The organism is Klebsiella sp. M041 (genome assembly GCF_059759695.1).
In genome coordinates this window covers 207,320-233,682 of sequence record NZ_JCAXWU010000002.1, presented here as the reverse complement: position 1 = coordinate 233,682, position 26,363 = coordinate 207,320, and the positions used below count along the sequence as shown (strand labels likewise).

24 protein-coding genes are annotated in these 26,363 nt (G+C 55.7%); 12 read left to right on the top strand and 12 right to left on the bottom strand.

From position 1 onward, the window contains the following. Window positions 1-7 precede the first annotated feature (7 nt). Entirely contained in the window at window positions 8-859 is an 852-nt protein-coding gene (locus AC6CWS_RS03115; protein WP_012967047.1) for an MIP/aquaporin family protein, read from the bottom strand. 442 nt (window positions 860-1,301) lie between these two features. Here AC6CWS_RS03115 and zapB point away from each other — a divergent pair, with 442 nt between their 5' ends. From zapB to AC6CWS_RS03095, 4 genes are all read left to right on the top strand, one after another. Next, a complete protein-coding gene (gene zapB, locus AC6CWS_RS03110) occupies window positions 1,302-1,547 on the top strand; it encodes a septal ring assembly protein ZapB (protein ID WP_086075620.1) in 246 nt (81 codons plus the stop codon). A gap of 152 nt (window positions 1,548-1,699) precedes the next feature. Beyond that, window positions 1,700-2,689, top strand: a complete 990-nt coding sequence (locus AC6CWS_RS03105; protein WP_023291381.1) for a sulfate ABC transporter substrate-binding protein — start codon at window positions 1,700-1,702, stop codon at window positions 2,687-2,689. Window positions 2,690-2,884: 195 nt separating this feature from the next. Further along, the gene (locus AC6CWS_RS03100) at window positions 2,885-3,649 is read left to right on the top strand and encodes a CDP-diacylglycerol diphosphatase (protein WP_023291380.1); all 765 of its coding nucleotides are present in this window, start codon (window positions 2,885-2,887) and stop codon (window positions 3,647-3,649) included. Between the two features lie 64 nt (window positions 3,650-3,713). Beyond that, window positions 3,714-5,018, top strand: coding sequence for an SLC13 family permease (locus AC6CWS_RS03095; protein ID WP_065882900.1), 1,305 nt, complete (start codon window positions 3,714-3,716; stop codon window positions 5,016-5,018). A gap of 91 nt (window positions 5,019-5,109) precedes the next feature. On the opposite strand, the gene tpiA is transcribed toward AC6CWS_RS03095, so the two are convergent. Beyond that, the gene (gene tpiA / locus AC6CWS_RS03090) at window positions 5,110-5,877 is read right to left on the bottom strand and encodes a triose-phosphate isomerase (protein ID WP_002922909.1); all 768 of its coding nucleotides are present in this window, start codon (window positions 5,875-5,877) and stop codon (window positions 5,110-5,112) included. A gap of 109 nt (window positions 5,878-5,986) precedes the next feature. Next, entirely contained in the window at window positions 5,987-6,586 is a 600-nt protein-coding gene (locus tag AC6CWS_RS03085) for a YiiQ family protein (RefSeq protein WP_023291378.1), read from the bottom strand. Between the two features lie 112 nt (window positions 6,587-6,698). Here AC6CWS_RS03085 and AC6CWS_RS03080 point away from each other — a divergent pair, with 112 nt between their 5' ends. After that, a complete protein-coding gene (locus AC6CWS_RS03080; RefSeq protein ID WP_004173894.1) occupies window positions 6,699-7,127 on the top strand; it encodes a DUF805 domain-containing protein in 429 nt (142 codons plus the stop codon). Here AC6CWS_RS03080 and fpr read toward each other — a convergent pair whose 3' ends face one another. The 7 genes from fpr to gmk form a co-directional block, all read right to left on the bottom strand. Further along, on the bottom strand, window positions 7,128-7,874 hold the full coding sequence (gene fpr / locus AC6CWS_RS03075) for a ferredoxin--NADP(+) reductase (protein WP_048298571.1): 747 nt from the start codon (window positions 7,872-7,874) through the stop codon (window positions 7,128-7,130). Window positions 7,875-8,024: 150 nt separating this feature from the next. Beyond that, window positions 8,025-9,035 carry a class II fructose-bisphosphatase gene (gene glpX / locus AC6CWS_RS03070; RefSeq protein WP_023291376.1) on the bottom strand — a complete coding sequence of 337 codons (1,011 nt, stop codon included), beginning with the start codon at window positions 9,033-9,035 and terminating at the stop codon, window positions 8,025-8,027. Between the two features lie 48 nt (window positions 9,036-9,083). Further along, the gene (gene recG, locus AC6CWS_RS03065) at window positions 9,084-11,165 is read right to left on the bottom strand and encodes an ATP-dependent DNA helicase RecG (RefSeq protein WP_102004401.1); all 2,082 of its coding nucleotides are present in this window, start codon (window positions 11,163-11,165) and stop codon (window positions 9,084-9,086) included. A 5-nt stretch (window positions 11,166-11,170) separates the two neighbouring features. Next, window positions 11,171-11,860 carry a tRNA (guanosine(18)-2'-O)-methyltransferase TrmH gene (gene trmH / locus AC6CWS_RS03060; protein WP_065882898.1) on the bottom strand — a complete coding sequence of 230 codons (690 nt, stop codon included), beginning with the start codon at window positions 11,858-11,860 and terminating at the stop codon, window positions 11,171-11,173. Window positions 11,861-12,023: 163 nt separating this feature from the next. Then, complete coding sequence (gene spoT, locus AC6CWS_RS03055; protein WP_065882897.1) at window positions 12,024-14,144, bottom strand: bifunctional GTP diphosphokinase/guanosine-3',5'-bis pyrophosphate 3'-pyrophosphohydrolase; 2,121 nt, start codon at window positions 14,142-14,144, stop codon at window positions 12,024-12,026. An 18-nt stretch (window positions 14,145-14,162) separates the two neighbouring features. Continuing rightward, window positions 14,163-14,438, bottom strand: coding sequence for a DNA-directed RNA polymerase subunit omega (gene rpoZ, locus AC6CWS_RS03050; RefSeq protein WP_000135058.1), 276 nt, complete (start codon window positions 14,436-14,438; stop codon window positions 14,163-14,165). Between the two features lie 54 nt (window positions 14,439-14,492). Next, the gene (gmk, locus tag AC6CWS_RS03045) at window positions 14,493-15,116 is read right to left on the bottom strand and encodes a guanylate kinase (RefSeq protein ID WP_002922664.1); all 624 of its coding nucleotides are present in this window, start codon (window positions 15,114-15,116) and stop codon (window positions 14,493-14,495) included. Window positions 15,117-15,374: 258 nt separating this feature from the next. Here gmk and ligB point away from each other — a divergent pair, with 258 nt between their 5' ends. Next, window positions 15,375-17,054, top strand: a complete 1,680-nt coding sequence (gene ligB, locus AC6CWS_RS03040; protein ID WP_065882896.1) for an NAD-dependent DNA ligase LigB — start codon at window positions 15,375-15,377, stop codon at window positions 17,052-17,054. A gap of 5 nt (window positions 17,055-17,059) precedes the next feature. Here ligB and AC6CWS_RS03035 read toward each other — a convergent pair whose 3' ends face one another. Next, window positions 17,060-17,677: a trimeric intracellular cation channel family protein gene (locus tag AC6CWS_RS03035; RefSeq protein WP_002922654.1), complete on the bottom strand. Its 618-nt coding sequence runs from the start codon at window positions 17,675-17,677 to the stop codon at window positions 17,060-17,062. A gap of 275 nt (window positions 17,678-17,952) precedes the next feature. Between AC6CWS_RS03035 and AC6CWS_RS03030 the strand changes: the two genes are divergently transcribed. Then, complete coding sequence (locus AC6CWS_RS03030; protein ID WP_065882895.1) at window positions 17,953-19,203, top strand: chloride channel protein; 1,251 nt, start codon at window positions 17,953-17,955, stop codon at window positions 19,201-19,203. A 58-nt stretch (window positions 19,204-19,261) separates the two neighbouring features. Here AC6CWS_RS03030 and AC6CWS_RS03025 read toward each other — a convergent pair whose 3' ends face one another. Continuing rightward, window positions 19,262-20,125 carry a YicC/YloC family endoribonuclease gene (locus AC6CWS_RS03025; RefSeq protein ID WP_002922636.1) on the bottom strand — a complete coding sequence of 288 codons (864 nt, stop codon included), beginning with the start codon at window positions 20,123-20,125 and terminating at the stop codon, window positions 19,262-19,264. 623 nt (window positions 20,126-20,748) lie between these two features. On the opposite strand from AC6CWS_RS03025, the gene AC6CWS_RS03020 reads away from it, so the two are divergent. From AC6CWS_RS03020 to rph, 5 genes are all read left to right on the top strand, one after another. Further along, a complete protein-coding gene (locus AC6CWS_RS03020) occupies window positions 20,749-22,449 on the top strand; it encodes a bifunctional lysophospholipid acyltransferase family protein/GNAT family N-acetyltransferase (RefSeq protein WP_065882894.1) in 1,701 nt (566 codons plus the stop codon). 89 nt (window positions 22,450-22,538) lie between these two features. Next, window positions 22,539-23,504 carry an HlyD family secretion protein gene (locus AC6CWS_RS03015; protein ID WP_065882893.1) on the top strand — a complete coding sequence of 322 codons (966 nt, stop codon included), beginning with the start codon at window positions 22,539-22,541 and terminating at the stop codon, window positions 23,502-23,504. Next, window positions 23,497-24,414: an ABC transporter ATP-binding protein gene (locus tag AC6CWS_RS03010; RefSeq protein ID WP_065882892.1), complete on the top strand. Its 918-nt coding sequence runs from the start codon at window positions 23,497-23,499 to the stop codon at window positions 24,412-24,414. Before AC6CWS_RS03015 ends, AC6CWS_RS03010 begins: the two co-directional genes overlap by 8 nt. After that, window positions 24,401-25,540, top strand: a complete 1,140-nt coding sequence (locus AC6CWS_RS03005; RefSeq protein WP_064158067.1) for an ABC transporter permease — start codon at window positions 24,401-24,403, stop codon at window positions 25,538-25,540. The genes AC6CWS_RS03010 and AC6CWS_RS03005 overlap by 14 nt, the downstream gene beginning before the upstream one ends. Before the next feature lie 96 nt (window positions 25,541-25,636). Beyond that, window positions 25,637-26,353: a ribonuclease PH gene (rph, locus tag AC6CWS_RS03000; protein ID WP_023319338.1), complete on the top strand. Its 717-nt coding sequence runs from the start codon at window positions 25,637-25,639 to the stop codon at window positions 26,351-26,353. The last annotated feature ends 10 nt before the right edge of the window (window positions 26,354-26,363 follow it).

Sequence of the window (26,363 nt, the reverse complement as noted above, 5' to 3'; positions counted from 1 at the left end):
AGTCAGATTACAGCGAAGCTTTATGTTGAGTGGTGGAAGAGGAGGGGCTCTGTTGCTCTTCGTCCACGCAGGTGTCGCAAGGCAGGTGGCGGCCAATCAGCTTACGATAGCTGAACGCGCCCAGCGCCGCGCCGACCACCGGTGCGCACAGCGGCACCAGGAAATAAGGAATATCTTTGCCGCCGGTGAAGGCGACATCACCCCAGCCGGCCAGCCAGGCGAAGGCTTTCGGGCCGATATCACGCGCCGGGTTCATGGCGAAGCCGGTCAGCGGGCCCATGGAGGCGCCAATCACCGCGATCAGCAGGCCGATCAGCAGCGGCGCCAGCGGGCCGCGCGGCACGCCGTTGCCATCGTCGGTCAGCGCCAGGATGACGCCCATCAGGATAGCGGTAATCACCATCTCTACCGCGAAGGCCTGCACAAAATTGATATGCGGGTTCGGGTAAGTGGAGAAGATGCCAGCCAGATCAAGGCTTTCCACGCTGCCGCGTACCATATGGTGAGTGGTTTCATAATCGAGGAAAAGATTGTAATAAAGCCCGTAAACTAATGCCGCAGCGCAAAAGGCGCCAGCGAATTGCGAAATAATAAAAGGAACCACTTTGCGGCCATCGAAGCAGGCGAACAGCCAGAGCGCGATGGTCACCGCAGGGTTAAGGTGCGCACCGGATACCCCGGCGGTCAGGTAGATCGCCATGGCGACGCCCAGACCCCAGATGATGCTGATTTCCCATTGTCCGAAGCTGGCTCCCGCGACCTTGAGCGCAGCCACGCACCCAACGCCGAAAAAGATCAACAACCCGGTACCGAGGAACTCTGCGATGCACTGGCCTTTTAAGGTTGATGTTTGGCTCATAATCGAATCCTGAAGCGTGGTGATGATTATTGTATGTAGGGCGGTCACAGACGACCATATTGCCATGTAGGCATAGTGTTAATTTATCGTTAACGAGCAAAAGCGAGAAATATCGAACTTCAAATGTGTGTACCACGTCAAGAAAATGAGCGTTTTCGCGCCATTCGCGCGCATTGAGCGCGCTGCCGGAGCGTTTCACCTCGCATTTTGTTAACCATAAAATTAACAATGGCTCATGAAGTACGAGCGAACTGCGCTGAAAGTACCAGGTAAAGACTGAAAAGTGTTGCAAACCGCAATCTGCGCGGCTTGCCGCTGGACAGGGGAGGCGGGGATTCATACAATCGACGATAACACCGCTATGTGCGCTAATTTTCGTTAAGGCGGGACCGCGTATACGAAACACCAGTTTCTATCAACGCCTTGCAAGTTCAGGAGAGGTATGACGATGTCATTAGAAGTGTTTGAGAAATTAGAATCTAAGGTTCAGCAGGCGATTGATACCATCACTCTGTTGCAGATGGAAATCGAAGAGCTGAAAGAAAAGAACAACACCCTGGCGCAGGAAGTTCAGAGCGCGCAGCATGGTCGTGAAGAGCTGGAGCGCGAAAACAGCCAGCTGAAAGAGCAGCAGCAGGGCTGGCAGGAGCGTCTGCAGGCGCTCCTGGGCCGCATGGAAGAAGTCTAATCGCTTCGCGCCCTCTCCCGCCAGGGAGGGGGTGATCCTTATCCCTTCCTTTATTCTCGCAAGTTATAGCCAATCTTTTTTTATTCTTTAATCATTGAATCGCTTTCTGGCACGCTTAGCCCATCACAACACGACATAAAGAGAGCGGTGCGATGAATAAGTGGGGCGTAGGGTTAACTCTGTTGCTGGCATCCGCCAGCGTTCTGGCAAAAGACATTCAGCTATTAAACGTATCTTATGATCCAACGCGCGAGCTGTACGAACAGTACAACAAAGCGTTCAGCGCGCACTGGAAGCAGGAGACCGGCGACAACGTGGTGATCCGCCAGTCGCACGGCGGCTCCGGCAAGCAGGCGACCTCGGTGATTAACGGTATTGAAGCGGATGTGGTTACGCTGGCGCTGGCCTACGACGTCGACGCGATCGCCGAGCGCGGCCGTATCGATAAAAACTGGCTGAAGCGCCTGCCGGATAACTCCGCGCCCTATACTTCCACCATCGTGTTCCTCGTCCGTAAGGGCAACCCGAAACAGATCCATGACTGGAACGACCTGATCAAACCGGGCGTGTCGGTCATTACCCCGAACCCGAAAAGCTCCGGCGGCGCTCGCTGGAACTACCTGGCGGCCTGGGGCTATGCCCTGCATCAGAACCATGGCGACCAGGCGAAAGCCCAGGAGTTCGTCAAGGCGCTGTATAAAAACGTGGAAGTGCTGGACTCCGGCGCGCGCGGTTCGACCAATACCTTCGTAGAACGCGGGATCGGAGATGTGCTGATCGCCTGGGAAAACGAAGCGCTGCTGGCGACCAACGAACTGGGCAAAGACAAGTTTGAAATCGTGACTCCGAGTGAGTCGATTCTGGCTGAGCCGACCGTTTCGGTGGTCGATAAAGTCGTGGATAAGAAAGGCACCCGCCAGGTGGCGGAAGCGTACCTGAAGTATCTCTACTCGCCGGAAGGCCAGGAGATTGCGGCGAAGAACTTCTACCGTCCGCGCGATCCGAACGTGGCGAAGAAATATGCTAATGAATTCCCGAAACTGAAGCTGTTCACCATCGATCAGGAGTTCGGCGGCTGGACGAAAGCGCAGAAAGCGCACTTCTCCAACGGCGGCACCTTCGACCAGATTAGCCAGCGTTAAACCTCTCCAGCCCCGCTCCGGCGGGGCTTGCTGCCATCGCCCTGCAGTGGCTGTGCTTGCGCAGGCCTACAGGCTGCCAGCGTAGCCCGGGCAACGCGCCAGACGCCATCCGGAAAAGCGCCCCGCCCGTCATCTGTTTTCATTTAGTCATCAAATTACGTTACTCTTCCGCTTCAGGCTTAACAGGGAATGAAAATGAGAAGAGTAAGATACTTTTTGCTGGCGCTGCTGGTGGCGATCCTCGCGGCGCTGGCCGGCGGCTACTACTGGCTGCACTCTGGCAACCCGGACGCGTTGCGCAAGATTGTTCTGCAGCAGTGCGTTCCCCATCAGCAACAGCAGCAAAACCCGTCGCCGTGCGCCGAAGTGAACCTCAAGGGCGGCTATGTGCTGTTTAAAGACCGTAACGGCCCGCTGCAGTATTTGCTGATGCCGACCTACCGCATTAACGGCACCGAAAGCCCGCTGCTGTTGGATCCGCTGACGCCCAACTTCTTCTGGCAGGCCTGGCAGGGGCGTGAAATCATGAGCCAGCGCCACGGCGCGCCGGTCCCGGATAACGCGGTATCGCTGGCAATCAACTCGCGCAGCGGACGCACGCAAAACCATTTCCATATTCATATCTCTTGCCTGCGCCCCGATGTGCGCGCGCAGTTAGATAAGGATGCGGCGGCGATCAGCAGCCGCTGGCTGCCGCTACCGGGTGGGCTTGAGGGCCATGAATACCTGGCGCGCCGGGTGACGGAGGCGGAGCTGGCCCAGCGCAGCCCATTCCTGATGCTGGCGGAAGAGGTGCCGGAGGCGCGTCAGCATATGGGACGCTTCGCGCTGGCGATGGCCCAGCAGAGCGACGGCTCGCTGGTGCTGCTGGCGACGGAGCGTAACCTGCTCTCCCTGAACCGGGCCTCGGCGGAAGAGATTCAGGATCATCGCTGCGCCATCCTTAACGCAAACCACTAGTTCTGGCGTTTACCTGTCTTACCTGTCGTCGTATTCTTGCTGAAAAAAACGACAGGAGACAGGCATGTCGCTCTGGCTTACCCACCCGCTGTTCCTCCCTTCACTGATTGTCGGCGTCACCATTGTGCTCTGGGCGACGTCGCTGCTGCCGGAGTTTATCACCGCGCTGCTGTTTTTCGCTGCGGCGATGATGGCGAAAATCGCCCCGCCGGAGGTGATCTTTGGCGGCTTTGCCTCCTCGGCCTTCTGGCTGGTGTTCAGCGGCTTTGTGCTCGGCATCGCGATCCGTAAAACCGGGCTGGCGGACCGGGCGGCGCAGGCGTTGTCGGCGCGGCTAACCGACTCCTGGCCGCGGATGGTCGCCAGCGTGGTACTCCTCAGCTACGCCCTGGCGTTCGTGATGCCTTCCAACATGGGGCGCATCGCGCTGCTGATGCCGATCGTGGCGGCGATGGCCCGCCGGGCGGGCATTGCCGACGGTAGCCGCGGCTGGTTCGGCCTGGCGCTGGCGGTGGGGTTCGGCACCTTTCAGCTGTCGGCGACCATTCTGCCCGCCAACGTGCCGAATCTGGTGATGAGCGGCACGGCGGAAGGCTCGTACGGTATCCACCTGAATTATGTCCCCTATTTACTGCTGCATACGCCGGTGCTTGGCTGGCTGAAAGGGGCGGCGCTGGTGGCGCTAATCTGCTGGCTGTTTCCTGGTAAGCCGCATCCGCCGCGCGACCTGGCGCCGCTGCCGGCGATGAGCCGCGACGAGAAGCGTCTGGCGTGGCTGCTGGCGGTGGTCCTCACGCTGTGGGTGACCGAGAGCTGGCACGGCGTCGGCCCGGCGTGGACCGGCCTGGCGGCGGCGGTGGTAACGCTGCTGCCGCGGGTGGGCTTTATCAGCGGCGAGGAGTTTGCCAGCGGCGTGAATATGCGCACCTGCATCTACGTCGCCGGGATTCTGGGGCTGGCGATCACCGTCACCCAAACCGGGATTGGCGGCGTGGTGGGCAATGCGCTGCTGGAAGTGATGCCCCTGGATAAAGACAATCCTTTCACCAGCTTTCTCGCTCTGACCGGGATAACCAGCGCGCTGAACTTTATTATGACCGCCAACGGCGTGCCGGCGCTCTACACCACCTTTGCCCAGAGCTTTGCCGACGCCACCGGCTTCCCGTTGCTGAGCGTAATTATGATTCAGGTACTGGGCTATTCCACGCCGCTGCTGCCGTATCAGGCGTCGCCGATCGTGGTCGCGATGGGGTTAGGCAAGGTCCCGGCGAGGGCGGGGATGCTGCTGTGTCTGGCGCTGGCGGCGGTGAGCTATTTGATTTTGCTGCCGCTGGACTACGCCTGGTATCAGCTGTTGGGGAAACTGTAGCGGCAAAAAAAGCCCGGCTTGCGCTGTGCGAAGCCGGGCTTCAGAGAGTTATCAGTCATCCCGGTCGCGTGTCGCCACCGGGAAAAGCGGATTAGGCTTTTTTCGCCGCTTCTGCAGCTTTCACGATCACCGCGAAAGCGTCTGCTTTCAGGGAAGCGCCGCCAACCAGCGCGCCGTCGATGTCCGGCTGGGTGAACAGCTCTGCTGCGTTGCCAGCGTTAACGGAACCGCCGTACTGGATGATCACTTGCTCAGCGATTTTGGCGTCAGCTTTAGCAATGTGGTCACGGATGAATTTGTGCACCGCCTGAGCCTGAGCCGGGGTCGCGGATTTGCCGGTACCGATAGCCCATACGGGTTCGTAAGCGATAACCACGCCTTCGAAAGCGGCAGCGCCCTGCGTTTTCAGTACCGCGTCGATCTGACGCGCGCAAACTTCTTCCGTTTTGCCCGCTTCGTTTTCCGCTTCGGTTTCACCGATGCACAGTACCGGAGTCAGACCCTGCTCTTTCAGCACGGCGAATTTCTTCGCGATCAGCTCGTCGGATTCTTTGTGGTAGGTACGACGCTCGGAGTGGCCGATGATGATGTACTGCGCGCCGATATCTTTCAGCATTTCGGCGGAGGTTTCACCGGTGAAAGCGCCGGACAGGTTCACGTCAACGTTCTGCGCGCCCAGGTGGATGTGGCTGCCTTCTGCCGCACGCTTAGCCAGGTCCAGATACATTTCCGGCGGGGCGATGGCAACTGCACAGCCGCTTACGCCAGCCAGCTCGGTACGCAGGTTCGCAACCAGTTCGTTTACCATGTGGCGGCTGCCGTTCAGTTTCCAGTTACCCATCACTAAAGGATGTCGCATTTTAATTCTCCACGCTACTTAAGCGAATTAAGGAATATAGCCGCCCCCGAGGGCAGCATGGTCTGTGAAACAGTATAGAGACTCGTCACTGGAAAGGCTTTGCTTTTTGTCATTTATTGTTACCTTCCAGCGTTTCAGATAGCGCCAGCTTAATCGGTTCAATAGCGAAGGTCAGACCCTTTTCGCCATGATCTGCCACCACATAGCGCACGGCGCCCTCGGTGTCGGCGAAGTAGCGTTTGCCTTTGCCGGCGGTCAGGAGTTTCTGCAGTTTTTGCTGGCTCTGCGCCGGGCTAAGGGTGGGCACGAAGGCGCGGATCATGGCGCTCATATACTCCAGCGCTTTGGCCTTCGCCGCTTTTTGCTCCGGCCCCTGGATCGGCAGCCAGGTGATCTGCATGGATTTGATCTTCAGCGTGCCGCGCTCCAGCGCAGTGGAGGCATAGAGATTTTCGTTTATCTTGCTGGCGGCGCGGGTCAGGTTAGCCCGATCGCGGCTGGTTGATATGGAACGGAATTCATTCAGAGGCAGCTTCGGGTTATCGGCGTTAAATTTTTCCCGGAACTGGCTGATCGACAGGTCAAAGCTCGGCGCGCCGGCGAGCAGGTAGGGGGCAGCGGTCGTCGATTCGCTTTCTGCGGACAACGCGTGCGGGCCGACGGCAAGACCCATCAGCCCACTGAAACACAAGATTGTCCACTTCTTCATGCCCGTCGTTCCTTTTTTTTCCTGCTGACGATTAAATCGGGAAGCGCGGCGCTTGTCAAAAAGTCACGACGCCAGGGTAAACTACGCAGACGATGATGATAAGGAAAAACGCATGACCCTACAGCAGTGGTTATTCTCAATTAAAGGGCGCATTGGCCGCCGCGATTTCTGGATCTGGATTGCCATCTGGCTGGTGACCATGAGCGCTCTGTTCACCCTGGCAGGGAGCAATCTGCTTAATCTGCAGACGGCGGCGTTTATTATCGTCTGCCTGCTGTGGCCGACGGCGGCGGTGGTGGTGAAGCGACTGCACGATCGCGGCAAATCCGGACTGTGGGCGCTGCTGATGATTTTGGCGTGGATGCTGCTGGCGGGGAACTGGGCGATGCTGCCGCAGGTCTGGCAGTGGGGCGTCGGGCGTTTTGTGCCGACGCTGATTATCGTCATGATGCTGATCGACCTGGGGGCGTTTGTCGGCACCCAGGGCGAGAATAAGTTCGGCAAGGAGACCCAGGACGTGCGCTGGAAAGCGGACGCCTGATTACCAGTAGTGCTCCGCCGTCATGTGGCCCGGCCGGCGACGCAGATGTTTGGTCATCTGCCGGGTCTCTTTTAACAGCTGTTGGGTATCGCGCACCATCTGCGGGTTGCCGCACAGCATCACATGGCTGGTGTCGTTGGTCATCGGCAGGCCGACCGCCTCCTCCAGCGCCCCGGTTTCAATCAGGAACGGCACCCGGCCGGTCAGCGAGCCTGCCACGGTTTCGCGGCTGACCACCGTCTGGATGCGTAATTTGCCGGCGTAGCGCTGCTCAAGCTCGCGCATCAGCGGCAGATAGCTCAGGTCCGCAGCGTAGCGCACGGCATGGACCAGCACCAGATGGTTAAAGCGCTCAAGATCTTTGCCTTCCTGGAGAATCGACAGGTAAGGCCCAAGCGCGGTGCCGGTCGCCAGCATCCACAGGGTATCGCAATCCGGTACTTCCTCGAGGACGAAGAAGCCAGCCGCTTCGCTCACCACCTGGACCTCATCGCCCGGCTTCAGCGCCGCCAGACGCGGGCTCAGTTTGCCTTCCGGGACGGTGACCAGATAGAACTCGAGATCGGGATTGCCGGGAGCGTTGACGTAGGAGTAGGCGCGCTGCACGCGTTCGCCGTCGATTTCCAGCCCGAGCTTGGTAAATTGCCCGGCGGTAAACGGCTGAACCGGCGCCCGCACGTATAAACTGAACAAGGCGTCCGTCCAGTACTCCACTTTTGTCACTTTGCCGCTAACCCAGTCCGCCATCGTCTTCTCCTGTTGCCAAGCGATGCTTTATCTTCGGCCCAGACGGGCAAGATTTCCACCCCGCAGGCGCAAGAAAGCTCTATTGATCAAATATAAACGAAGAACAGGACAACCGCCCGCGGACGGTTGCCTGGAGGAGAGAAAGCGGTATTACAGGATGTGCTGCTGGACGTCCGGATCTTTACGGTCGAGGTAATGAATCGACTGGATCCGACGGATGGTGCGCGACTTGCCGCGGATCAGCAGCGTCTCGGTGGTGGCCATATTGCCCTTACGGGTGATGCCGTCCAGCAGATCGCCTTTGGTGATGCCGGTGGCGGAGAAGACGACGTTATCGCTGCGCGCCATTTCATCAAGGCGCAGCACTTTACCCGCTTCGATGCCCATGGTTTTGCAGCGCGCCAGCTCGTTTTCACCGATGCGACGATTCTCTTCACTGTCGCCCTTCACGTGGTGACGAGCCAGCAGGCGGCCCTGCATATCGCCGTCGAGCGCGCGGATCACCGCGGCGGAAACCACCCCTTCCGGCGCGCCGCCGATGCCGTACAGCACGTCGACTTCGCTATCCGGCATGCAGGTGAGAATGGAGGCCGCGACGTCGCCATCGGGAATGGCGAACACGCGCACGCCCAGTTGCTGCAGCTGAGCAATCACCGCGTCGTGGCGCGGTTTCGCCAGCACGGTGACGGTCAGCTCGCCCAGCGGCTTGTTCAGCGCGCGGGCGATATTGCGCAGGTTCTCTTCCAGCGGCAGACTGAGGTCGATAGCGCCTTTAGCGCCCGGGCCGACAATCAGCTTTTCCATATACATATCCGGCGCGTTGAGGAAGCAGCCTTTATCGCCGACCGCCATCACCGCCAGGGCGTTAGCCTGGCCCATCGCCGTCATCCGGGTGCCTTCGATGGGATCGACGGCGATATCCACCGCATCGCCCTTGCCAGTGCCCACTTTTTCGCCGATATAGAGCATCGGCGCTTCATCGATTTCGCCCTCGCCGATGACGATGGTGCCGTCGATATTGACGAGGTTAAGCATAATGCGCATGGCGTTCACCGCTGCGCCGTCGGCGGAGTTTTTATCGCCGCGGCCCAGCCATTTATAGCCCGCCAGCGCGGCGGCTTCGGTGACACGCGAAAATTCGATGGCCAGTTCTCGTTTCATAATCCACTCATTGTGTAGAAAAATTGCCCGCAGCGCGGCAAAAGCGCGCTACGCGTTGGAATAGCGTTCGGTTTCCGGCATCCAGCGCTCGATCAGCGCCTGGGCCTGCAGCGGATAGCGTTCATGAATGTGGCGCGCAATGCGCTGAACGTCGGGGATCATCGCCTGATCGCGCAGTAAATCCGCCACTTTAAACTCGGCGTTGCCGGTCTGGCGTGTGCCGAGCAGCTCGCCGGGACCGCGAATTTCAAGGTCTTTCTGGGCGATGACGAAACCGTCGTTGCTGTCGCGCAGCACCTGCAGACGCTTCTGCGCCGTTTTAGAGAGCGGCGATTTATAGAGTAGCACGCAGTGGGAAGCGACCGCGCCGCGCCCGACGCGCCCTCTGAGCTGGTGCAGCTGCGCCAGGCCCAGACGTTCCGGGTTTTCGATAATCATCAGGCTCGAGTTCGGCACGTCGACACCGACTTCAATGACCGTCGTGGCTACCAGCAGGTGCATTTCGCCCTGCTTGAAAGCCTGCATCACCGCCTGCTTTTCCGCCGGTTTCATCCGCCCGTGCACCAGACCGATATTCAGCTCCGGCAGCGCCAGCTTGAGCTCCTCCCAGGTGGCTTCCGCCGCCTGGGCCTCCAGCAGATCGGACTCTTCGATGAGGGTACAGACCCAATAGGCCTGGCGGCCTTCGTGGGTGCATGCGTTGCGCACGCGGTCGATAATATCGCTGCGCCGGGTGTCCGGGATGGCGACGGTGGTCACCGGGGTTCGGCCCGGCGGCAGCTCGTCGATAACCGAGGTATCGAGGTCGGCGTAGGCGGTCATCGCCAGGGTGCGCGGGATCGGCGTGGCGGTCATGATCAGCTGATGCGGATGAAAACCCTGCTGCTGACCTTTCTCCCACAGCGCCAGCCGCTGGTGTACGCCGAAGCGGTGCTGTTCGTCGATAATCACCAGCGCCAGGCCATTAAACTGCACCTGTTCCTGGAAGATGGCGTGGGTGCCGACAATCATCTGCACCTCGCCGCTGGCGATCGCGTCCTGCTGCGCCTGGCGGGCTTTGCCTTTCTGTTTTCCCGCCAGCCAGCCGACTTCAATGCCCAGCGGTGCAAACCAGCTGCGGAAGTTATTGGCGTGCTGCTCGGCGAGCAGTTCGGTGGGCGCCATCAGCGCCACCTGTTTGCCGTGGGCGATAGCGCGCAACGCGGCCAGGGCGGCGACCAGCGTTTTACCGGAGCCGACGTCGCCCTGCACCAGGCGCATCATTGGCACGTCCAGCGTCATATCGCGCTCGATCTCGGCGGTGACCCGCGCCTGCGCGCCGGTGGGCTTAAAGGGCAGGGAGGCCAGCAGCTGATTTTTCAGGGTATCGTTGGCGCCGAGCGGCAGGGCATGATAGCGCTGGGCGCCTGCCCGCAGCGCCAGCATGCTGAGGTTGTGCGCCAGCAGCTCTTCCAGAATCAGGCGTTGCTGCGCCGGGTGCTTGCCGCTTTCCAGCTCGCTAAGCAATAACGATGGCGGCGGACGATGCAGGGTGCGCAGCGCCTCCGGCAGGCTCATCATCCCCTGCGCCAGCTCCGGCGGCAGGAGTTCGCCGATAGCGCAGGTCTCCAGCAGCTCGAGCGCCTGATCGGTGAGCTTGCGCAGGGTCGCCTGCTTAATGCCCTCGGTAGTCGGATAGACCGGCGTTAGGGTTTCCTGCAGCTCCGGGGTGCTCATATCGCCCTGGACGCGATATTCCGGGTGGATCATTTCGGCGCCGTACTTCCCGCGTTTGGCTTCACCGTAGGCCAGCACGCGTCGACCGGTCGCGAGGCTGTTTTTCATCGCCGCGTTGAAGTTGAAAAAGCGCATGGTGAGGATGCCGGTGCCGTCGCTGATCTGGCAGGTCATCATTCGGCGACCGCCGAAGGTGATATTGCTGTTGAGCACTTCGCCTTCCACGGTGGCATAAACGCCGGGAAGCAGATCGGCTATCGGGTAAAGATGGGTGCGATCTTCGTAGCGCAAAGGCAGGTGCAGCAGCAGATCCTGTACCGTATGCAGGCCGATCTTCACCAGCTTGCTGCTCTGCGCAGCCCCGACACCGGTGAGTGAACTGAGCGGAACGGCATCTAACAGGCGGCCTGACATCGGGTTTACCTCGCAGCCTGCATGGTGGCCCACCACGCGGCATCGGCTTCCACTTCGCCCTGCTCGTTAACGTGGGGGTAAGGCAGCCCTTTTTGTCTCGCGACGCGGGCCAGCACCGGATAGCCGCCTTCAAACAGCAGGCGCTGTTGCTCTTCCGGCGGCAGCATGCTGTTGGCGCGTTGGTACATCCCGGCATTCTGTCGCTGCCGCTGGGCTTCATACAGGATCAGCGCCGAGGCGACGGAGACGTTCAGCGACTGCACCATGCCGATCATCGGGATAATAATGTCCTGATCCGCCAGGGCCAGCGCTTCCTGAGTGATGCCGGTTTTCTCCTGACCCATCAGGATGCAGGTTGAGCGCGTATAGTCGATTTCACGGAAATCGATGGCTTTGTCGGAAAGATGGGTGGCGAGGATTTGCATACCCTGGCCTTTGAGGTGGCCGACGGCATCTGCGATGGTACGGTGGGTTTTCACCTGCACCCAGCTGTTGCTGCCCGCGGCGGCGGAGGCCATGGTGCGCATCCGGCTGCTCGGCCAGACCGCGTGCACCTCGTGTACGCCAACGGCGTCTGCGGTCCGGATGACCGCAGAGACGTTATGGGGCTTATGGACCTGCTCCATGCAGACCGTCAGGTCAGGCTGACGCCTGGCGAGCATCTCGCAGATACGCGCATAACGCTGTGAATTCATTACTCTTAATCCTTCGAATTACCTCTTTAGCCGCTGCGGATCACGCGGCCCATCCCTGGGCCTCGCCCCTGACGGGGGCGCTGCAGGCAGCGTTCAAATCTGCTCCCGGCAGATTTGTCATTCGCTTGCCGCCTTGATGCAATTCGAATGTTTTGTCTAAAAGCTAATTTCGGTTACGGGTGACTTTAATCACGTCCGGCATGACGCGTATTTTGCGCATGATATTCGCCAGATGCACGCGGTCGCGGGCGGTCAGGCGGATAAAGGCGCTGTATACGCGGCCATCTTTCTCTTCCGTATTCAGGCTCTGGATATTGGAAGAGGCGGTGTTGATCGCCGCCGTCAGGTTAGCCAGTGCGCCCTGGTGGTTAAACATATCCACCTTGATCTCTGTAATGAACTCCTGAGCGGTCTCTTTATCCCACTCAACCGCCATAAATTTCTCCGGCTCTTTCTGGTAGCCGCGGATGTTACGACAGGATTCATGATGGATAACCAGCCCTTTGCCGGGACTGACGTGGGCGATAATCGGGTCACCGGGGATCGGGCGACAGCACTTGGCGAAAGTGATCAGCACGCCATCGGCGCCTTTGATCGGCAGATGGCCGTGGTTTGAGGCACTGGCCGGCACCGGCGCCGCAGCGGCTTCGCCCTGCTGCAGGTTTTTCGCCACCACCACGCTCATGGCGTTGCCCAGACCGATCTCCGCCAGCAGATCGTCAAGCGAGGCCAGCTTCATCCGGTCGAGCTCGCGCTGGATATTCTCCGGCGGGATCTCGGCGAGTTTGCGGCTACCGCCCAGCGCGTGGTTAAGCAGACGACGGCCAAGGCTGACCGAGTCATCGCGCTTGAGGTTTTTCAGCAGCTGACGGATTTTGGCGCGCGCCTTCGAGCTGACGACAAAGTTCAGCCAGGCGGCATTCGGACGTGCGCCCGGCGCGGTAATAATTTCGACAGTCTGACCGCTGGAGAGCGGCTGCGACAGCGGATAGGGCTGGCGGTCGACGCGCGCGCCGACGCAGGCATGGCCGATATCGGTATGCACCGCATAGGCGAAGTCCACCGGCGTGGCGCCAGCGGGCAGTTCGACAATGCGCCCTTCCGGGGTGAAAACGTAAATCTCATCGGGGAACAGATCGGATTTAACGCTCTCGATAAATTCAAACGAGCTGCCGGCGCTCTGCTGCAGCTCCAGCAGGCTTTGCATCCAGCGCTGGGCGCGGATTTGCGCGGTGGTGCTGCTTTCGCCGCCGTGCTCTTTATAAGCCCAGTGCGCCGCGACCCCCATCTCCGCCATCTGGTCCATGTCTTCGGTACGAATTTGTACCTCGACCGGGACGCCGTGGGGGCCGATCATCGAGGTGTGCAAAGACTGATAGCCGTTCGCTTTCGGAATAGCGATGTAATCTTTGAAACGACCTGGACGCGGTTTATAGAGGCTGTGCATCTGGCCAAGCACGCGGTAGCAGACATCGGCATCATGGACGATAACGCGGAAGGCGTAGATATCCATGATCGAGTGAAAACGCTGCTCTTTGAGCACCATTTTGCAGTAGATCGAGTACAGATGCTTTTCGCGACCGCTGACGCGGCAGGGGATCCCCGCTTCCTGCAAACGCCCTTCGATTTCCGAGAGAATCTTTTGGATCATCTCTTTACGGTTGCCGCGCGCCGCTTTGACCACCTCTTTAATGACGCGGTAGCGGTTCGGGTACAGCGCCTCAAAGCCCAGCTCTTCGAGCTCGGTTTTGATGTGATGGATACCTAAACGGTGCGCCAGCGGGCTGTAGATTTCCAGCGTTTCGCGGGCGATGCGGCGGCGTTTATCCGGGCGTAGCGAGCCCAGGGTACGCATGTTGTGGGTGCGGTCGGCAAGCTTGATGAGGATGACGCGGATGTCCTGCACCATCGCCATGATCATTTTGCGAAAGTTTTCGGCCTGTGCCTCTTTCTTATCGCGGAACTTGAGCTTATCAAGTTTCGATACCCCCTCTACCAGTTCGGCGACGCTTTTACCAAAAAGCTGTTCCATGTCCTGGTAGGTGGCGGGAGTATCTTCAATCACATCATGCAGCAGCGCGGCCATCAGCGTTTCGTAGTCGAGCTTCATCTCGGCCAGAATACAGGCTACCGCGACCGGGTGCGTGATATAAGGTTCACCGCTTGAACGTGTCTGACCCTCGTGAGCGTCACGTGCAACGAGATACGCCTGCCGCAGACGTTTGATCTGGTCTTCCGGCAGGTAGTTTTGAATCAGCTGATTCAGGCTTTCAAACAGATACAAGGGCGACCCGCTGTGTGATTAACGACGACCTTCAGCAATCGCGGTAACGGCTTGTAATTCAGCGGCTTCCTGCTCTTGCTGTTCCTGGCGCTCACGTACGTCGAGGATCTGGTTGTTGATCAGACCTTCTTCGATTTCGCGCAGTGCGATTACGGTGGTTTTATCGTTTTCTTCCGGTACCAGCGGATCCTTTCCGCCTACCTGCATCTGACGAGCGCGACGCGCGGCGACCAGTACCAGGTCAAAACGGTTACCAATTTTCTCTACAGCGTCCTGAACAGTTACGCGTGCCATACTTAAAATGCTCCACAGGTGAAGAAATGACTGGGCATGATACTGAATGTGGGTTCAGTCTGCCAATAGTTTGGTGATTAAAGCGCCATGTCGCTGCTTTTGGCGGCTCATGCGCAGACGTTCAGCGCGGATGATATTTTTCAGGTCGCTCAGGGCGGTGTCAAAATCATCGTTCACAATCAGGTAATCATATTCGGCGTAATGGCTCATTTCCGCAACGGCCTGGGCCATTCGTTTCGCGATCACCTCTTCGCTGTCCTGGCCGCGGCCGCGCAGGCGACGGTCCAGTTCATCTTTTGACGGCGGCAGAATAAAAATGCTGCGTGCGCCAGGCATGCTTTTACGGATCTGCTGCGCGCCCTGCCAGTCGATATCGAGGAAGACATCAACGCCGGTCGCCAGCACCTGCTCGATCGCTTTACGCGACGTGCCGTAATAGTTGCCAAAGACTTCTGCATGTTCCAGAAACGCGTTTTCGCCAATCATCGAGCGGAATTCGTCGTGATTCACGAAGAAATAATGTTCGCCGTGCACTTCACCCGGACGCGGCGCCCGCGTGGTATGGGAAACCGATACCTGGGTGTCATACAACGGTTGGGTTTTTAATAAAGCCTGAATCAGGCTGGATTTACCCGCGCCGCTAGGGGCGGAAACAATATAAAGCGTGCCTTGAGCCATGAGTGTCTTTTGTATGTGGTTATCGAAAGAGGTCCTACATACGAGCCTATTATACACGTCGCCGCGGCGTGACGCAGTCCTTGTCACACTTTTTGCCGCTGTTTCTTTCATTTTGCCTGCCGTTTTCCTGAATTCGCCAGCCGTTGCTGCAACGAGGTGTAAATCCTGGAAGGCGCTTCGCAGGGTGAAAAAGCGCCCGTCGCGGTTTCCGGCATTCTGCCGCAGACTCTCCGCCAGGTGATGAAGGAGGGGACAGCAATGCGTAAAGGAGGAGGGTGGCTGGCGATAGGGATGTTCTCCGCCAGCGCGCTGGCGACGTGTCCGGACTGGCCGCCGGCCAAAGGCAGAGAGGAGATCGCACGTCTACATCAGCAGATTGACGCCTGGAACGAGGCTTACTGGCGACAGGGCGCCAGCGAGTTGAGCGATGACGTTTACGACCAGCTCACCCTGCGCCTGGCGCAGTGGCGGCAATGCTTTCCGGGCGCAACGCCTGAGGATGACGATCTGCCTCCGCCGACTGGCGATACGCGTCATCCGGTCGCCCATACTGGCGTGCGCAAGCTGGCGGATGAGGCCAGCGTGGCCCGCTGGATGAAAAATAAAGCCGACCTGTGGGTACAGCCTAAAGTGGACGGCGTGGCGGTCACCCTGGTCTATCGCCAGGGGCATCTGGTTCAGGCTATCAGCCGCGGGGATGGCCTGCGCGGTGAGTTGTGGACCGCCCGAGCGCGGCAGATCCCGGCGCTGGCGAAGTTGACGACCGGCGAACTGGCCAACAGCGTGCTGCAGGGGGAGCTATTTCTGCGTCGGGAGGGGCATATTCAGCAGCAGGCTGGCGGAATGAACGCGCGGGCGAAAGTCGCCGGGTTGATGATGCGGGCTGACGCGGCGGCGGCGCCGCTCAGCCAGCTGGACGTTTTTATCTGGGCCTGGCCAGACGGTCCCTCGGATATGCGCCGTCGACAGCAGCTGCTGGCGCAGGCGGGGTTTGGCTATAGCGGACAATACACCCATTCGATAACGCGCGTTGAGCAGGTGGCGGAGTGGCGCCAGCGCTGGTATCGCTCGCCGCTCCCCTTCGTCAGCGATGGCGTGATTGTGCGTGAAGGACGCGAACCGTCGGGGCGCGTCTGGTCACCGGGAAGGGGCGAGTGGCTGGCAGCCTGGAAATATCCTCCGGCATCGCGGGTGATGGAGGTACGGGCGATCCATTTCAGTACTGGCCGCAGCGGCAGACTCAACGTAGTGGCTGAGCTTGAGCCCCAGCGGCTGGATGACAAACGCGTGCAGCGGGTTAACGTTGGCTCTGTGAGCCGCTGGCAGGCGCTGGATATTGGGGTTGGCGATCAGCTGCAGATCAGTCTGGCAGGCCAGGGTATTCCACGGATCGACGCTGTTGTCTGGCGGACGGTCGAGCGCCATAAACCGACGCCGCCGGCGGCGAAATTCAATGCGCTAACCTGCTATTTCGCCACCCCCGAGTGCAGCGAACAGTTTCTTTCCCGGCTGGTCTGGTTGTCATCAAAGTCGGCGCTGGATATCGATGGCGTAGGGGAAAGCGTATGGCGCGTTATTCAGCAGCAGCACCCGATGGAGCATCTTTTTTCCTGGCTGGCGCTCACGCCGGAGCAGCTGCAGGCGATGCCGGGGATCTCGGCTGCCCGCGGGCAGCACCTCTGGCATCAGTTTGATCTTATTCGTAAACGGCCTTTTATACGCTGGGTGCTGGCGATGGGGATCCCGGTGCCCCAGGGGGTGCTGGCGCGGCCTGGCAGTGAAAACTGGCGCCTCCTCACGGCAAAGAGTGAAGCGCAATGGCGCACGCTGCCGGGCGTGGGGGCGATCAGAGCCCGACAGTTAGTGGCTTTCCTGCATGACCCTGACGTGGCGGCGCTGGCGCAATGGCTTAGCGGACAGCGCATCCCCGGGTTTTGAGGCGGTTAGTGGGCGTCGTGGGTGTAGTGGAAGACCGGTAGCCCGAGCTTCCAGCGCAGCGCCAGCATGCGGGCGGTAAAGCCGAACAGCAGCGTGGCCAGGACCACCACATCGTGGCTGCTGACGTAGTGTTGCAGCGCTATATAGAGTACCGCTGCGGCAAACGAGATCCCGGCATACAGCTCTTTCTGGAAGACCAGCGGAATGCGCTTGCAGAACATATCGCGCAGTACGCCGCCGAAAACGCCGGTGATGACCGCAGCTATAGAGGCGATAACCGGGCCTTCGCCCATATCCAGGGCGATCTGCGCGCCGATGATGGAAAACACGATCAGCCCCAGCGCATCCAGCACCAGGAAAAGCCGGCGAAGGTGCGGCATTACCGGGGCGGCAATTGTGGTAAGGACGGCGGCGACGGCGACGATAATGACGTATTCCGGATGCTTCACCCAGCCGAGAGGATAGTGTCCCAGCAGGATATCGCGAACAGAACCCCCGCCCAGCGCGGTCGCGGTGGCGATAATAATGACGCCAAACGTATCCATCCGCCGACGACCGGCAGCCAGCGCTCCGGTCATGGCTTCCGCAGTGATACCGATTAAATACAGAACATGAAGCAGCATAGATCCCCCCAGACAGTGGCCGGCAGGTTAACGATTTGTGCGCAGGATCACGATTGATATTTTCTAAAGTGAAGTCATTAGGCCAGGAAAAAGTAATGACAACATGGCTTACATTGGCTTTATTTGGCGGTTAAGTATTATTTTTTGAATTTTTACAGATTAGAAAAAGTAATGACTTATTCCCGATCGGTTATCTATATTGAAAACGCTAAGAATACCTAATGTTTAAGTCCCGACCTTTATCCTTTTATTTTCTTTCTCGAGGAGATGAGAAAATGCGTGTCGCCGCCGGGAAAAAACAATCTCTGACTCGCCTGATGGCCGTGGTATTAACCGGGATTCTGGCCGGTCTGTCCGGTATGGCGCTGGCGCTGATTTTACATGCCATTCAGCACCTGGCTTTTGGCTACAGTCCAGCGCATATCGTCGGTTCGGTATCATTTTTACAGGGCGTCACGGCGTCGCCCTGGCCACGTCGCATCGCGGCAATCGTGGCCGGCGGCATCGTCGCCGGATTTGGCTGGTGGCTGCTTGGTCGCTATGGGCAGAAGCGGGTTTCCATTGCCGCGGCGGTGGCTAACCCTTCCGTCCCCATGCCCGCGGGCACCACGACGATCCACGCTCTGCTGCAGATCGTCACCGTAGCGCTGGGGTCCCCGCTTGGCCGCGAAGTGGCTCCTCGGGAAATGGGCGCGCTGGGAGCGGGGATGGTGGCGCGTAAGCTGCGCCTGCTGGAGGATGAAACCCGTACGCTGATTGCCTGTGGGGCGGGCGCGGGCCTGGCGGCGGTGTATAACGTCCCGCTGGCAGGGGCGTTGTTCACCCTCGAGGTCATGCTGCTGTCGTTTAGCTGGGAAAAAACGCTGGCGGCGATAATGACCTCGGCGATTGCCGCCTGGACGGCCACCCTCGGGTTAGGGGATGAATCGCAATACCATTTTGTTTCCAGCGCGCTTCCGCACACCTTTCTCTGGTGGGCGATTCTGGCGGGCCCGATTCTTGGCGCCGGCGCCTGGCTCTTTCGCAAAGCGACCAGCGCAGCGCGTTCACGCGTGCGAAGTAACTGGCAGATGCCGGTGTTCTGTCTGCTAGCGTTTTCGCTTCTGGCCGTCCTTAGCCTCTGGTTCCCTGCGCTACCGGGCAATGGCAAGGGGCCGATGCAGCTGGCGCTCAGCGACGGGCTGCCTCACTCCATGGTCGCGATCCTGTTAGGGCTGAAGCTGGTGGTGATCCTGGCGGTGTTGCGCGGCGGCGCGGAAGGCGGGTTGTTAACCCCGGGGCTGGCGGTGGGCGGGCTGGCCAGCCTGCTGCTCTGCGCGCTCTGGCAATCAGGGTTCCCTGGCGGAGATGAAAGCAGTTTCGCCCTGGTGGGGGCAGCCGCTTTTCTCGCCGCCTCCATGCAGATGCCGCTGACGGCGGTGGTGCTGGTGATGGAGTTCACCCACATGGATCACAGCTATCTGGCCCCGACGCTGCTGTGCGCGGCAGGGGCGTTTTTGACCTGCCGGGTACTGGATAAAAAATAGTGCTTTTGAAATGAATGAAAAAAGGCCGGTAAACCGGCCTTCAGAAAGGTATCTGAGATTACTCGATATTCTGGATCTGCTCGCGCATTTGCTCGATCAGCACTTTCAGCTCAATCGCAGAGTTGGTGACCTCGGCATTGATCGATTTTGACGCCAGGGTGTTCGACTCACGGTTGAACTCCTGCATCATAAAGTCGAGACGGCGACCCACAGCCTCTTTCTTTTTCAGAATGTTGTAGGTCTCTTTTACGTGGGCTTCGAGGCGGTCCAGCTCTTCGGCAACGTCGATACGCTGCGCCATCAGCACCAGCTCTTGCTCGAGACGGTTATTCTCCAGCTGCACTTCCGCATCTTCCAGCTTGGCGACCAGACGCTCGCGCTGCCACTGGAGAATTTCCGGCATATGAGCGCGAACTTTCGCCACTTCGCCGCTCACGCCTTCAAGACGCTGCTCGATAAGCGCTTTCAGCGCCTGGCCTTCCGTTTCGCGAGCGACGATGAAGTCATCCAGCGCGCCGTCAAGGGCTGCCAGAATGTCGGCGGCGATGGCGTCAAGATCCTGTTCTTTGGCGGCCATCACGCCCGGCCAGCGCAGGATATCAACCGGATTGATTTCCCCTTCATCGCTCTGCATTTTTACCCAGTTGGCGGCGTTAACCAGCTGTTTAGCTAGCTTTTCGTTGAGAATCAGTTCGCCCTGAGCGCTGGGGTCTTGTTCAAAACGCAGGGTGCATTCGACTTTACCGCGAGTCAGGCGGGCGCGAATGCGCTCGCGTACCACGGGCTCCAGGCTACGGAACTGCTCCGGCAGGCGGAAGTACGTTTCCAGATAGCGCTGGTTTACCGAGCGCAGCTCCCATGCGGCGCTACCCCAGTCACCCTTGATTTCACGGCGGGCATAGGCGGTCATACTGCGGATCATAGACGTTCCTGTTTTCGTAATAATGAATGCAAGGATTATAGCTATGCCGGCGGTGACTTAACAGGAATAGTGATGAAATACTTCAAGACTGATTTTTTAAGGGACATAGCTTCGCTGTATTTAATGCGATTACTTTGCTTAGTGAAATCTATCCTTTTATAGCGGATAGGAAATAAGCTTTGATTCTTTCGCGGCTTAAGCATCATTATGCTGTTAATTTTTATCAAATGAATTCTGTCTATTCGCAGTAAAGCTATCTCTCCCTGCTTTCAGGCAGAATAAAAAAGAGTGAAAAATCGTAGGCCTATTTTTATTATTGAATGTGAGTATGATCATCCACATGTTTTTGTATCGTCTTAAAGCTATATCGTGGTATTTTTTACAAAGTATAACCGCCAAAAATGTTATGGGGTATTACCTTTAACTATTATGTATGCTTTTTCTGAATTCAATATGACAAAAGTATTAATATCTCTGTTGGGTGCATTCTCTTCATGAATATAATCAATTTAATTATATTTATTTGTTTTGTAATGGCAATGATTTAACTTTATGTAGTATTGTCCGGCAGCAAGATCGCGAGTATAGTCATTTTAGATGAGTTCTATAAAAAGGATTTTAATATGGGCACTATCTTTGATAAAGTCATTAGAGAATTTTTCCCAAATACAAATATACCCTTTTGGAAAAAATGGCTTTTCAGGTCCGCTTTCGGCAATAAGAAATTTACTCGCATAATATATAACGATCGGTTAGTTAATCAAAGTGGAGTCGAATGGGTTAATTCGGTCGTCGATCTCCTTGAATTGCAATGTGCAACCGAACAACATCAATTTAATAACATACCCGAAAATGGGGCAGCGGTTGTTATTTCAAATCATCCAACAGTCATCGATGGTCTTGCTTTAATACATACGGTCTCCCGGGTGAGGAAAGATATAAAAATAATTGCCAACCACATTTTGCCAATTATATTTCCACAGGTGGCAGAACTGACCATTGGTATTGAAAATATGGCCGGTAAGATGAGCCATAAAAAATTTAGAGAGATGAACAATCATCTGCGAGAGGGAGGTGTATTAATTATATGTCCAGCGGGTAAACTGGCTAACTGGTCTCTTTCAGGTTTACAGGAGCATAAGTGGAACCCCGGTTTTTTACAGCTGGCGATGAGAAATAATGCGGCGCTGGTGCCTATTCATATTACGGGTAAAAACAGTAACGTTTATTATCTTACTGCAACGATCTGGCGGCAACTGTCGAATATAATGGTTATTCGTGAAGCTCTCCGCCATCGTGGAAAGACCATGGGAATCAATATCGGACAGCAAATAACCTTATCTTCATTGCAAAAATACAATAAAGATCTTTCTGCAGCAGCTAATGTATGTTTGATGCACCTCCAGAGCATAGGGAAGAATGGAGCAGCTCTTGTCGATACGATTTCGCCACAAGGACTAAAAGAAGATAGAGAGGATTTAATAAGTGCGATAGATGAGTGCGAAATATTAAGACAGTTTGATGATGGAAGAAAATTATTGATTTATCGCTGCAAAACTGGCCGTTTCTCACCAATTATTGATGAGTTAGGACGCTTACGCGAACGCTGTTATCGCGATATTGGTTCAGGGTCCGGTAAAGATAGAGATAATGATATTTTTGATGAAAGTTATTATCACATTATATTGTGGGATCCTGCTGAAACAGAAATTCTGGGGGCGTACCGTCTCGTTCCTGTTGGCGAGCAACTCGCCCGCCATGGAATAGCTGGCCTCTATAGTAATAGCTTATTTAAATATCATGATAGCGCCTATTTGTGCTTAGAGCAGTGTGTAGAAATAGGTCGTGGCTTTATCCAGAAACCTTATCAAAAAGGTAATGTTCTTGATTATTTATGGCAAGGTATATTCGATTTTATAAAAAGATACCCCAACTATAAATATTTATTAGGTGTGTTGACTATCCCAGGATCTTTTCCTGAAGAGGTACAGAAACTGATTGTGAGTTTTTATAATATGTACTTTCCCACCACGACTGATTTTTGTACACCAATAGCCCTGTTCACGGTAGAAACTACACAAAGCGATAGTCCTTTTAGCGGAAACGATTTTAGCGAAGACTGGAGTATGTTAAATCATCTTCTGAGAGAAAAAGGTTATAAGCTGCCCTGGCCTTTTAAACAGACTGCTAAATGGTTCTCTCCAGGTGGGTCGTCGATTATTTCATTTACTAAAGATGAGGCTTTTAACTCGATAGCTGGGTTAAATCTGAGCGCTATTGATAAATTGAATGAAGTATACGTTAAACATTATTTAAAAGACTGAGTTGACGATGACTAACGGGTACTGGAGTAATAATGCTTTAATCCAGCCGTCAGTAATAAGGGAAATGATATGCGTATGGATACGTTTTAATGCAAAAACCAGTAACTAAATGCTTTGTCATGATTTCGATGCTAATACTCTCGGGATGTGATAACAAACCGGATAACATGCTATCTGGTTATTCACATGGTGAATTTGTATACCTTTCTTATTCTGGTAATGAAAAAATAGAACGAATCTTCATTAATAAGGGCGATAATGTCACTCCAGGACAGGAGTTAGTGAAGATTGACTCCTTCGATGCACAAAATATTTTCCTGCGTGCTGAAGAAAAACTTTCAGCTGAGAGCGCAATATTACGAAATCTGGAATCGGGAGAGCGGCCAGAAGAGCTGGATATTATACGGTCACAGCTAAAAAAAGCCCAATCGGCAGAATCACAGGTAAAGCGGCAGCTTGGGCGATATCGTCATCTTTATGCCAGCCATGCCATATCGCGGGCGGAATGGGAGGATATCAGGGATGAGTTAACGCAAAAAGGCGCACAGGTTGAAGAGTTAATTAATCAACTCAAGGCACGGCAACTACCGGCCCGTCAGGATGAGATTAGCCAACAGCTCTCGATGGTGGCCGCGGCAAAACTCGAACGTGATAAAGCGCTTCGGGATGTTCAGCAAACGACGATTGTATCTCCAATAAATGCCAAAGTTTTTGATATTATATATCGTGTTGGGGAGCGTCCTTCAGCCGGCAGACCAATAATCAGTCTGTTACCACCTGAGAATATAAAAGTACGCTTCTTTATACCCGAGGCGATGCTCGGTAAATTTAATATCGGGACGAAGGTAAGACTTTTATGCGACGGTTGTGCCGAACCTATTTCTGGCGTTATTAATTATATCAGTCCTGAAGCAGAGTTTACGCCCCCGGTTATTTACAGTACGAAACGCCGTGAAAAACTTATTTTTATGGCCGAGGCGATCCCTGTCCTGGAGCAGGCTGAACGGATGAAAATCGGCCAGCCGTTTGATGTGGAGATTATTGGCAATGAATAATCTTTGTATTGATGTGAAAAATCTTAATAAACATTTTGGCGAACATCATGTCGTAAAGGATTTCTCATTACAGGTGGCAAAAGGCGAGATTTATGGTTTTCTTGGTCCGAACGGTAGCGGAAAAACGACATCGATACGGATGATGTGCGGTTTGATTACGCCCGATTCAGGTGAAGGTTTTTGTCTGGGTATGGACATCTTCACTCAGCGGGATAAAATAAAACAAAAGATAGGCTACATGACTCAGTATTTCTCGATGTGGGGAAATTTAACTATTCGGGAAAACTTATTTTTTATTGCACGATTATATGGCCTCGACCAGCGTAAGGCCCGGGTTGAAGATGCGCTTACAGAATTAGGTCTTACTTCCCGACAGCACCAGCTGGCTAAGGAACTTTCTGGCGGCTGGAAGCAAAGAATGGCCCTCGCCGCCTGCATGTTGCATGAACCTGTTTTGCTGTTTCTGGATGAACCGACCGCTGGCGTGGATCCAAAAGCGCGACGGGAGTTCTGGCAAATGCTGCATCAGCTCTCTGACAAAGGGATCTCAATGCTGGTGAGTACGCATTATATGGACGAGGCTGAGCGCTGCCATAAAGTTGCTTACCTCTCTTATGGCCGGCTACTGGCGAATGGCACTATTGCATCGATTATCGCTTCGCAGAATCTTATTACCGTGAGAACCAGCGGCGCTGGGCTGACGGTGCTTGAAAGCCAGCTCCAGCGCTTGCCGGATATTGAACAAACGGTCATTTTTGGCAATCAGCTTTACGTTACTTCCAGAGATGAAGCGAAGTTAGCATCCGCGCTATTTGCTTTTAAACAACAGGGTTATGAGTTCTGCCAGGTCGATACCAATCTGGAAGACGCATTTACCTATCTGATGAAAAACAATTGTGAAAAAAATTAATTTAAACTTCTCTCTAACCCGCTGGTTCGGTGTGGTTATTAAGGAGATCCACGAATTACGTCGTGATAAAGTCAGTATCAGCATGGTACTCCTTACCCCTATTTTTCAGCTGATCATTCTTGGCTATGCGATAAATATGGACCCGCATCATCTTCCTACCGCATTACTGAATTACGATAGCGAACGCATGAGTCAGGTTTTTGTGACAGGAGCGCAAAATACCGGATATTTTTCGATGATACCTGTCGATTCTGAAGAGGCAGCTCAGAAAGCATTTGTTCGAGGTGATGTCACTTTTATCGTAACGATCCCTGAGGGGTTTACGCGCAAGATGCTGCGTGGAGAAAAACCTCAGCTGCTCATTCAGGGGGATGCTATCGATCCGATGACCACGGGAAATGCGTTAAGTGCTCTGGTGCAGGTTGCGAAATCGATGTTTCAGCAAGACTTGCCGGGTGAAATGCGTGTAGAGCAAAAAGAGGATGATTTTGAACTTATTATCCATCGCATGTTTAACCCGGAGGGGATCACCCAGTTTAATACGATTCCCGGTATTATGGGGTCGATACTCAGTACAACCTTGATCCTGATGACCGCTCTGTCGATTACTCGTGAGAGAGAAAACGGTGCGTTAGAAAATTTACTGGTTTCTCCTTTGACCGGGCTTGAGGTCATTGTTGGTAAGATAACACCTTTTGTTATCATTGGCCTGTTTCAGGCGACGTTAATTCTGATTGCCGCCGTTCTGTTATTTGATATTCCTCTTCATGGCAGCGTTTTCCTGCTTTTTTTAGTGTTGTTGATTTATGTCTTCCTCTGCCTGTCAATCGGCATTGGTATTTCTGGCATAGCGCAAAACCAACTGCAGGCGCTGCAAATGTCGTCATTTTATTTTATCCCTTCCATTATGCTGTCTGGCTTTATCAGTCCTTTTATTAGTATGCCCGACTGGGCGAAAGCCATTGGCTCCTGTTTGCCGCTGACCTACTTCATCCGGTTGGTAAAGGGCATTATGCTGAAAGGGTATTCTGCGACGGCATTATTACCCGATCTGTTGCCGCTGATTGGCCTGGCGGTGATAGTGATCGGCGTAGGGTTGAAATCTTATCGGAAAACGCTGGACTGACATTATGTGCGCGCCCGGCAGGTGTTGGCATAGGCTTTTCGCCATGAAATTCGTATAATGCGCCCTTACATTCGTTTCAAGCCGGAGATTTCTATCATGCGTCCAGCAGGTCGTAGCGCCAACCAGGTGCGCCCCGTTACCCTGACCCGTAATTACACAAAACACGCTGAAGGCTCTGTGCTGGTTGAATTCGGTGATACCAAAGTGCTGTGCACCGCCTCCATTGACGAAGGCGTACCGCGTTTCCTGAAAGGACAGGGACAGGGGTGGATCACCGCTGAATATGGCATGCTGCCGCGTTCAACGCACACGCGTAACGCGCGTGAAGCGGCAAAAGGCAAACAGGGCGGCCGGACGATGGAAATTCAGCGCCTGATCGCCCGTGCGCTGCGCGCGGCGGTTGATCTGAAAGCGCTGGGCGAGTTTACCATCACCCTCGACTGCGATGTGCTGCAGGCCGACGGCGGCACCCGCACCGCGTCTATTACCGGTGCCTGCGTGGCGCTGGCCGACGCGCTGAATAAGCTGGTGGCGGCCGGCAAGCTGAAAACTAACCCGATGAAAGGGATGGTGGCGGCGGTCTCTGTTGGGATCGTTAATGGCGAAGCCATCTGCGATCTGGAGTACATCGAAGACTCTGCCGCGGAAACCGATATGAACGTGGTGATGACCGAAGATGGTCGCATCATCGAGGTGCAGGGTACGGCAGAAGGCGAGCCGTTCACCCATGAAGAGCTCCTCACTCTCCTGGCGTTAGCCCGAGGGGGGATCGAATCCATTATTACGACGCAGAAGGCGGCGTTAGCAGATTAGTTTTTAAGGC

Excerpts from the sequence above, each read along its gene's own strand:
- AC6CWS_RS03115 (WP_012967047.1), bottom strand. The coding sequence starts at position 859 with ATGAGCCAAACATCAACCTTAAAAGGCCAGTGCATCGCAGAGTTCCTC.
- zapB (WP_086075620.1), top strand. The coding sequence starts at position 1,302 with ATGACGATGTCATTAGAAGTGTTTGAGAAATTAGAATCTAAGGTTCAG.
- AC6CWS_RS03105 (WP_023291381.1), top strand. The coding sequence starts at position 1,700 with ATGAATAAGTGGGGCGTAGGGTTAACTCTGTTGCTGGCATCCGCCAGC.
- AC6CWS_RS03100 (WP_023291380.1), top strand. The coding sequence starts at position 2,885 with ATGAGAAGAGTAAGATACTTTTTGCTGGCGCTGCTGGTGGCGATCCTC.
- AC6CWS_RS03095 (WP_065882900.1), top strand. The coding sequence starts at position 3,714 with ATGTCGCTCTGGCTTACCCACCCGCTGTTCCTCCCTTCACTGATTGTC.
- tpiA (WP_002922909.1), bottom strand. The coding sequence starts at position 5,877 with ATGCGACATCCTTTAGTGATGGGTAACTGGAAACTGAACGGCAGCCGC.
- AC6CWS_RS03085 (WP_023291378.1), bottom strand. The coding sequence starts at position 6,586 with ATGAAGAAGTGGACAATCTTGTGTTTCAGTGGGCTGATGGGTCTTGCC.
- AC6CWS_RS03080 (WP_004173894.1), top strand. The coding sequence starts at position 6,699 with ATGACCCTACAGCAGTGGTTATTCTCAATTAAAGGGCGCATTGGCCGC.
- fpr (WP_048298571.1), bottom strand. The coding sequence starts at position 7,874 with ATGGCGGACTGGGTTAGCGGCAAAGTGACAAAAGTGGAGTACTGGACG.
- glpX (WP_023291376.1), bottom strand. The coding sequence starts at position 9,035 with ATGAAACGAGAACTGGCCATCGAATTTTCGCGTGTCACCGAAGCCGCC.
- recG (WP_102004401.1), bottom strand. The coding sequence starts at position 11,165 with ATGTCAGGCCGCCTGTTAGATGCCGTTCCGCTCAGTTCACTCACCGGT.
- trmH (WP_065882898.1), bottom strand. The coding sequence starts at position 11,860 with ATGAATTCACAGCGTTATGCGCGTATCTGCGAGATGCTCGCCAGGCGT.
- rpoZ (WP_000135058.1), bottom strand. The coding sequence starts at position 14,438 with ATGGCACGCGTAACTGTTCAGGACGCTGTAGAGAAAATTGGTAACCGT.
- gmk (WP_002922664.1), bottom strand. The coding sequence starts at position 15,116 with ATGGCTCAAGGCACGCTTTATATTGTTTCCGCCCCTAGCGGCGCGGGT.
- ligB (WP_065882896.1), top strand. The coding sequence starts at position 15,375 with ATGCGTAAAGGAGGAGGGTGGCTGGCGATAGGGATGTTCTCCGCCAGC.
- AC6CWS_RS03035 (WP_002922654.1), bottom strand. The coding sequence starts at position 17,677 with ATGCTGCTTCATGTTCTGTATTTAATCGGTATCACTGCGGAAGCCATG.
- AC6CWS_RS03030 (WP_065882895.1), top strand. The coding sequence starts at position 17,953 with ATGCGTGTCGCCGCCGGGAAAAAACAATCTCTGACTCGCCTGATGGCC.
- AC6CWS_RS03025 (WP_002922636.1), bottom strand. The coding sequence starts at position 20,125 with ATGATCCGCAGTATGACCGCCTATGCCCGCCGTGAAATCAAGGGTGAC.
- AC6CWS_RS03020 (WP_065882894.1), top strand. The coding sequence starts at position 20,749 with ATGGGCACTATCTTTGATAAAGTCATTAGAGAATTTTTCCCAAATACA.
- AC6CWS_RS03015 (WP_065882893.1), top strand. The coding sequence starts at position 22,539 with ATGCAAAAACCAGTAACTAAATGCTTTGTCATGATTTCGATGCTAATA.
- AC6CWS_RS03010 (WP_065882892.1), top strand. The coding sequence starts at position 23,497 with ATGAATAATCTTTGTATTGATGTGAAAAATCTTAATAAACATTTTGGC.
- rph (WP_023319338.1), top strand. The coding sequence starts at position 25,637 with ATGCGTCCAGCAGGTCGTAGCGCCAACCAGGTGCGCCCCGTTACCCTG.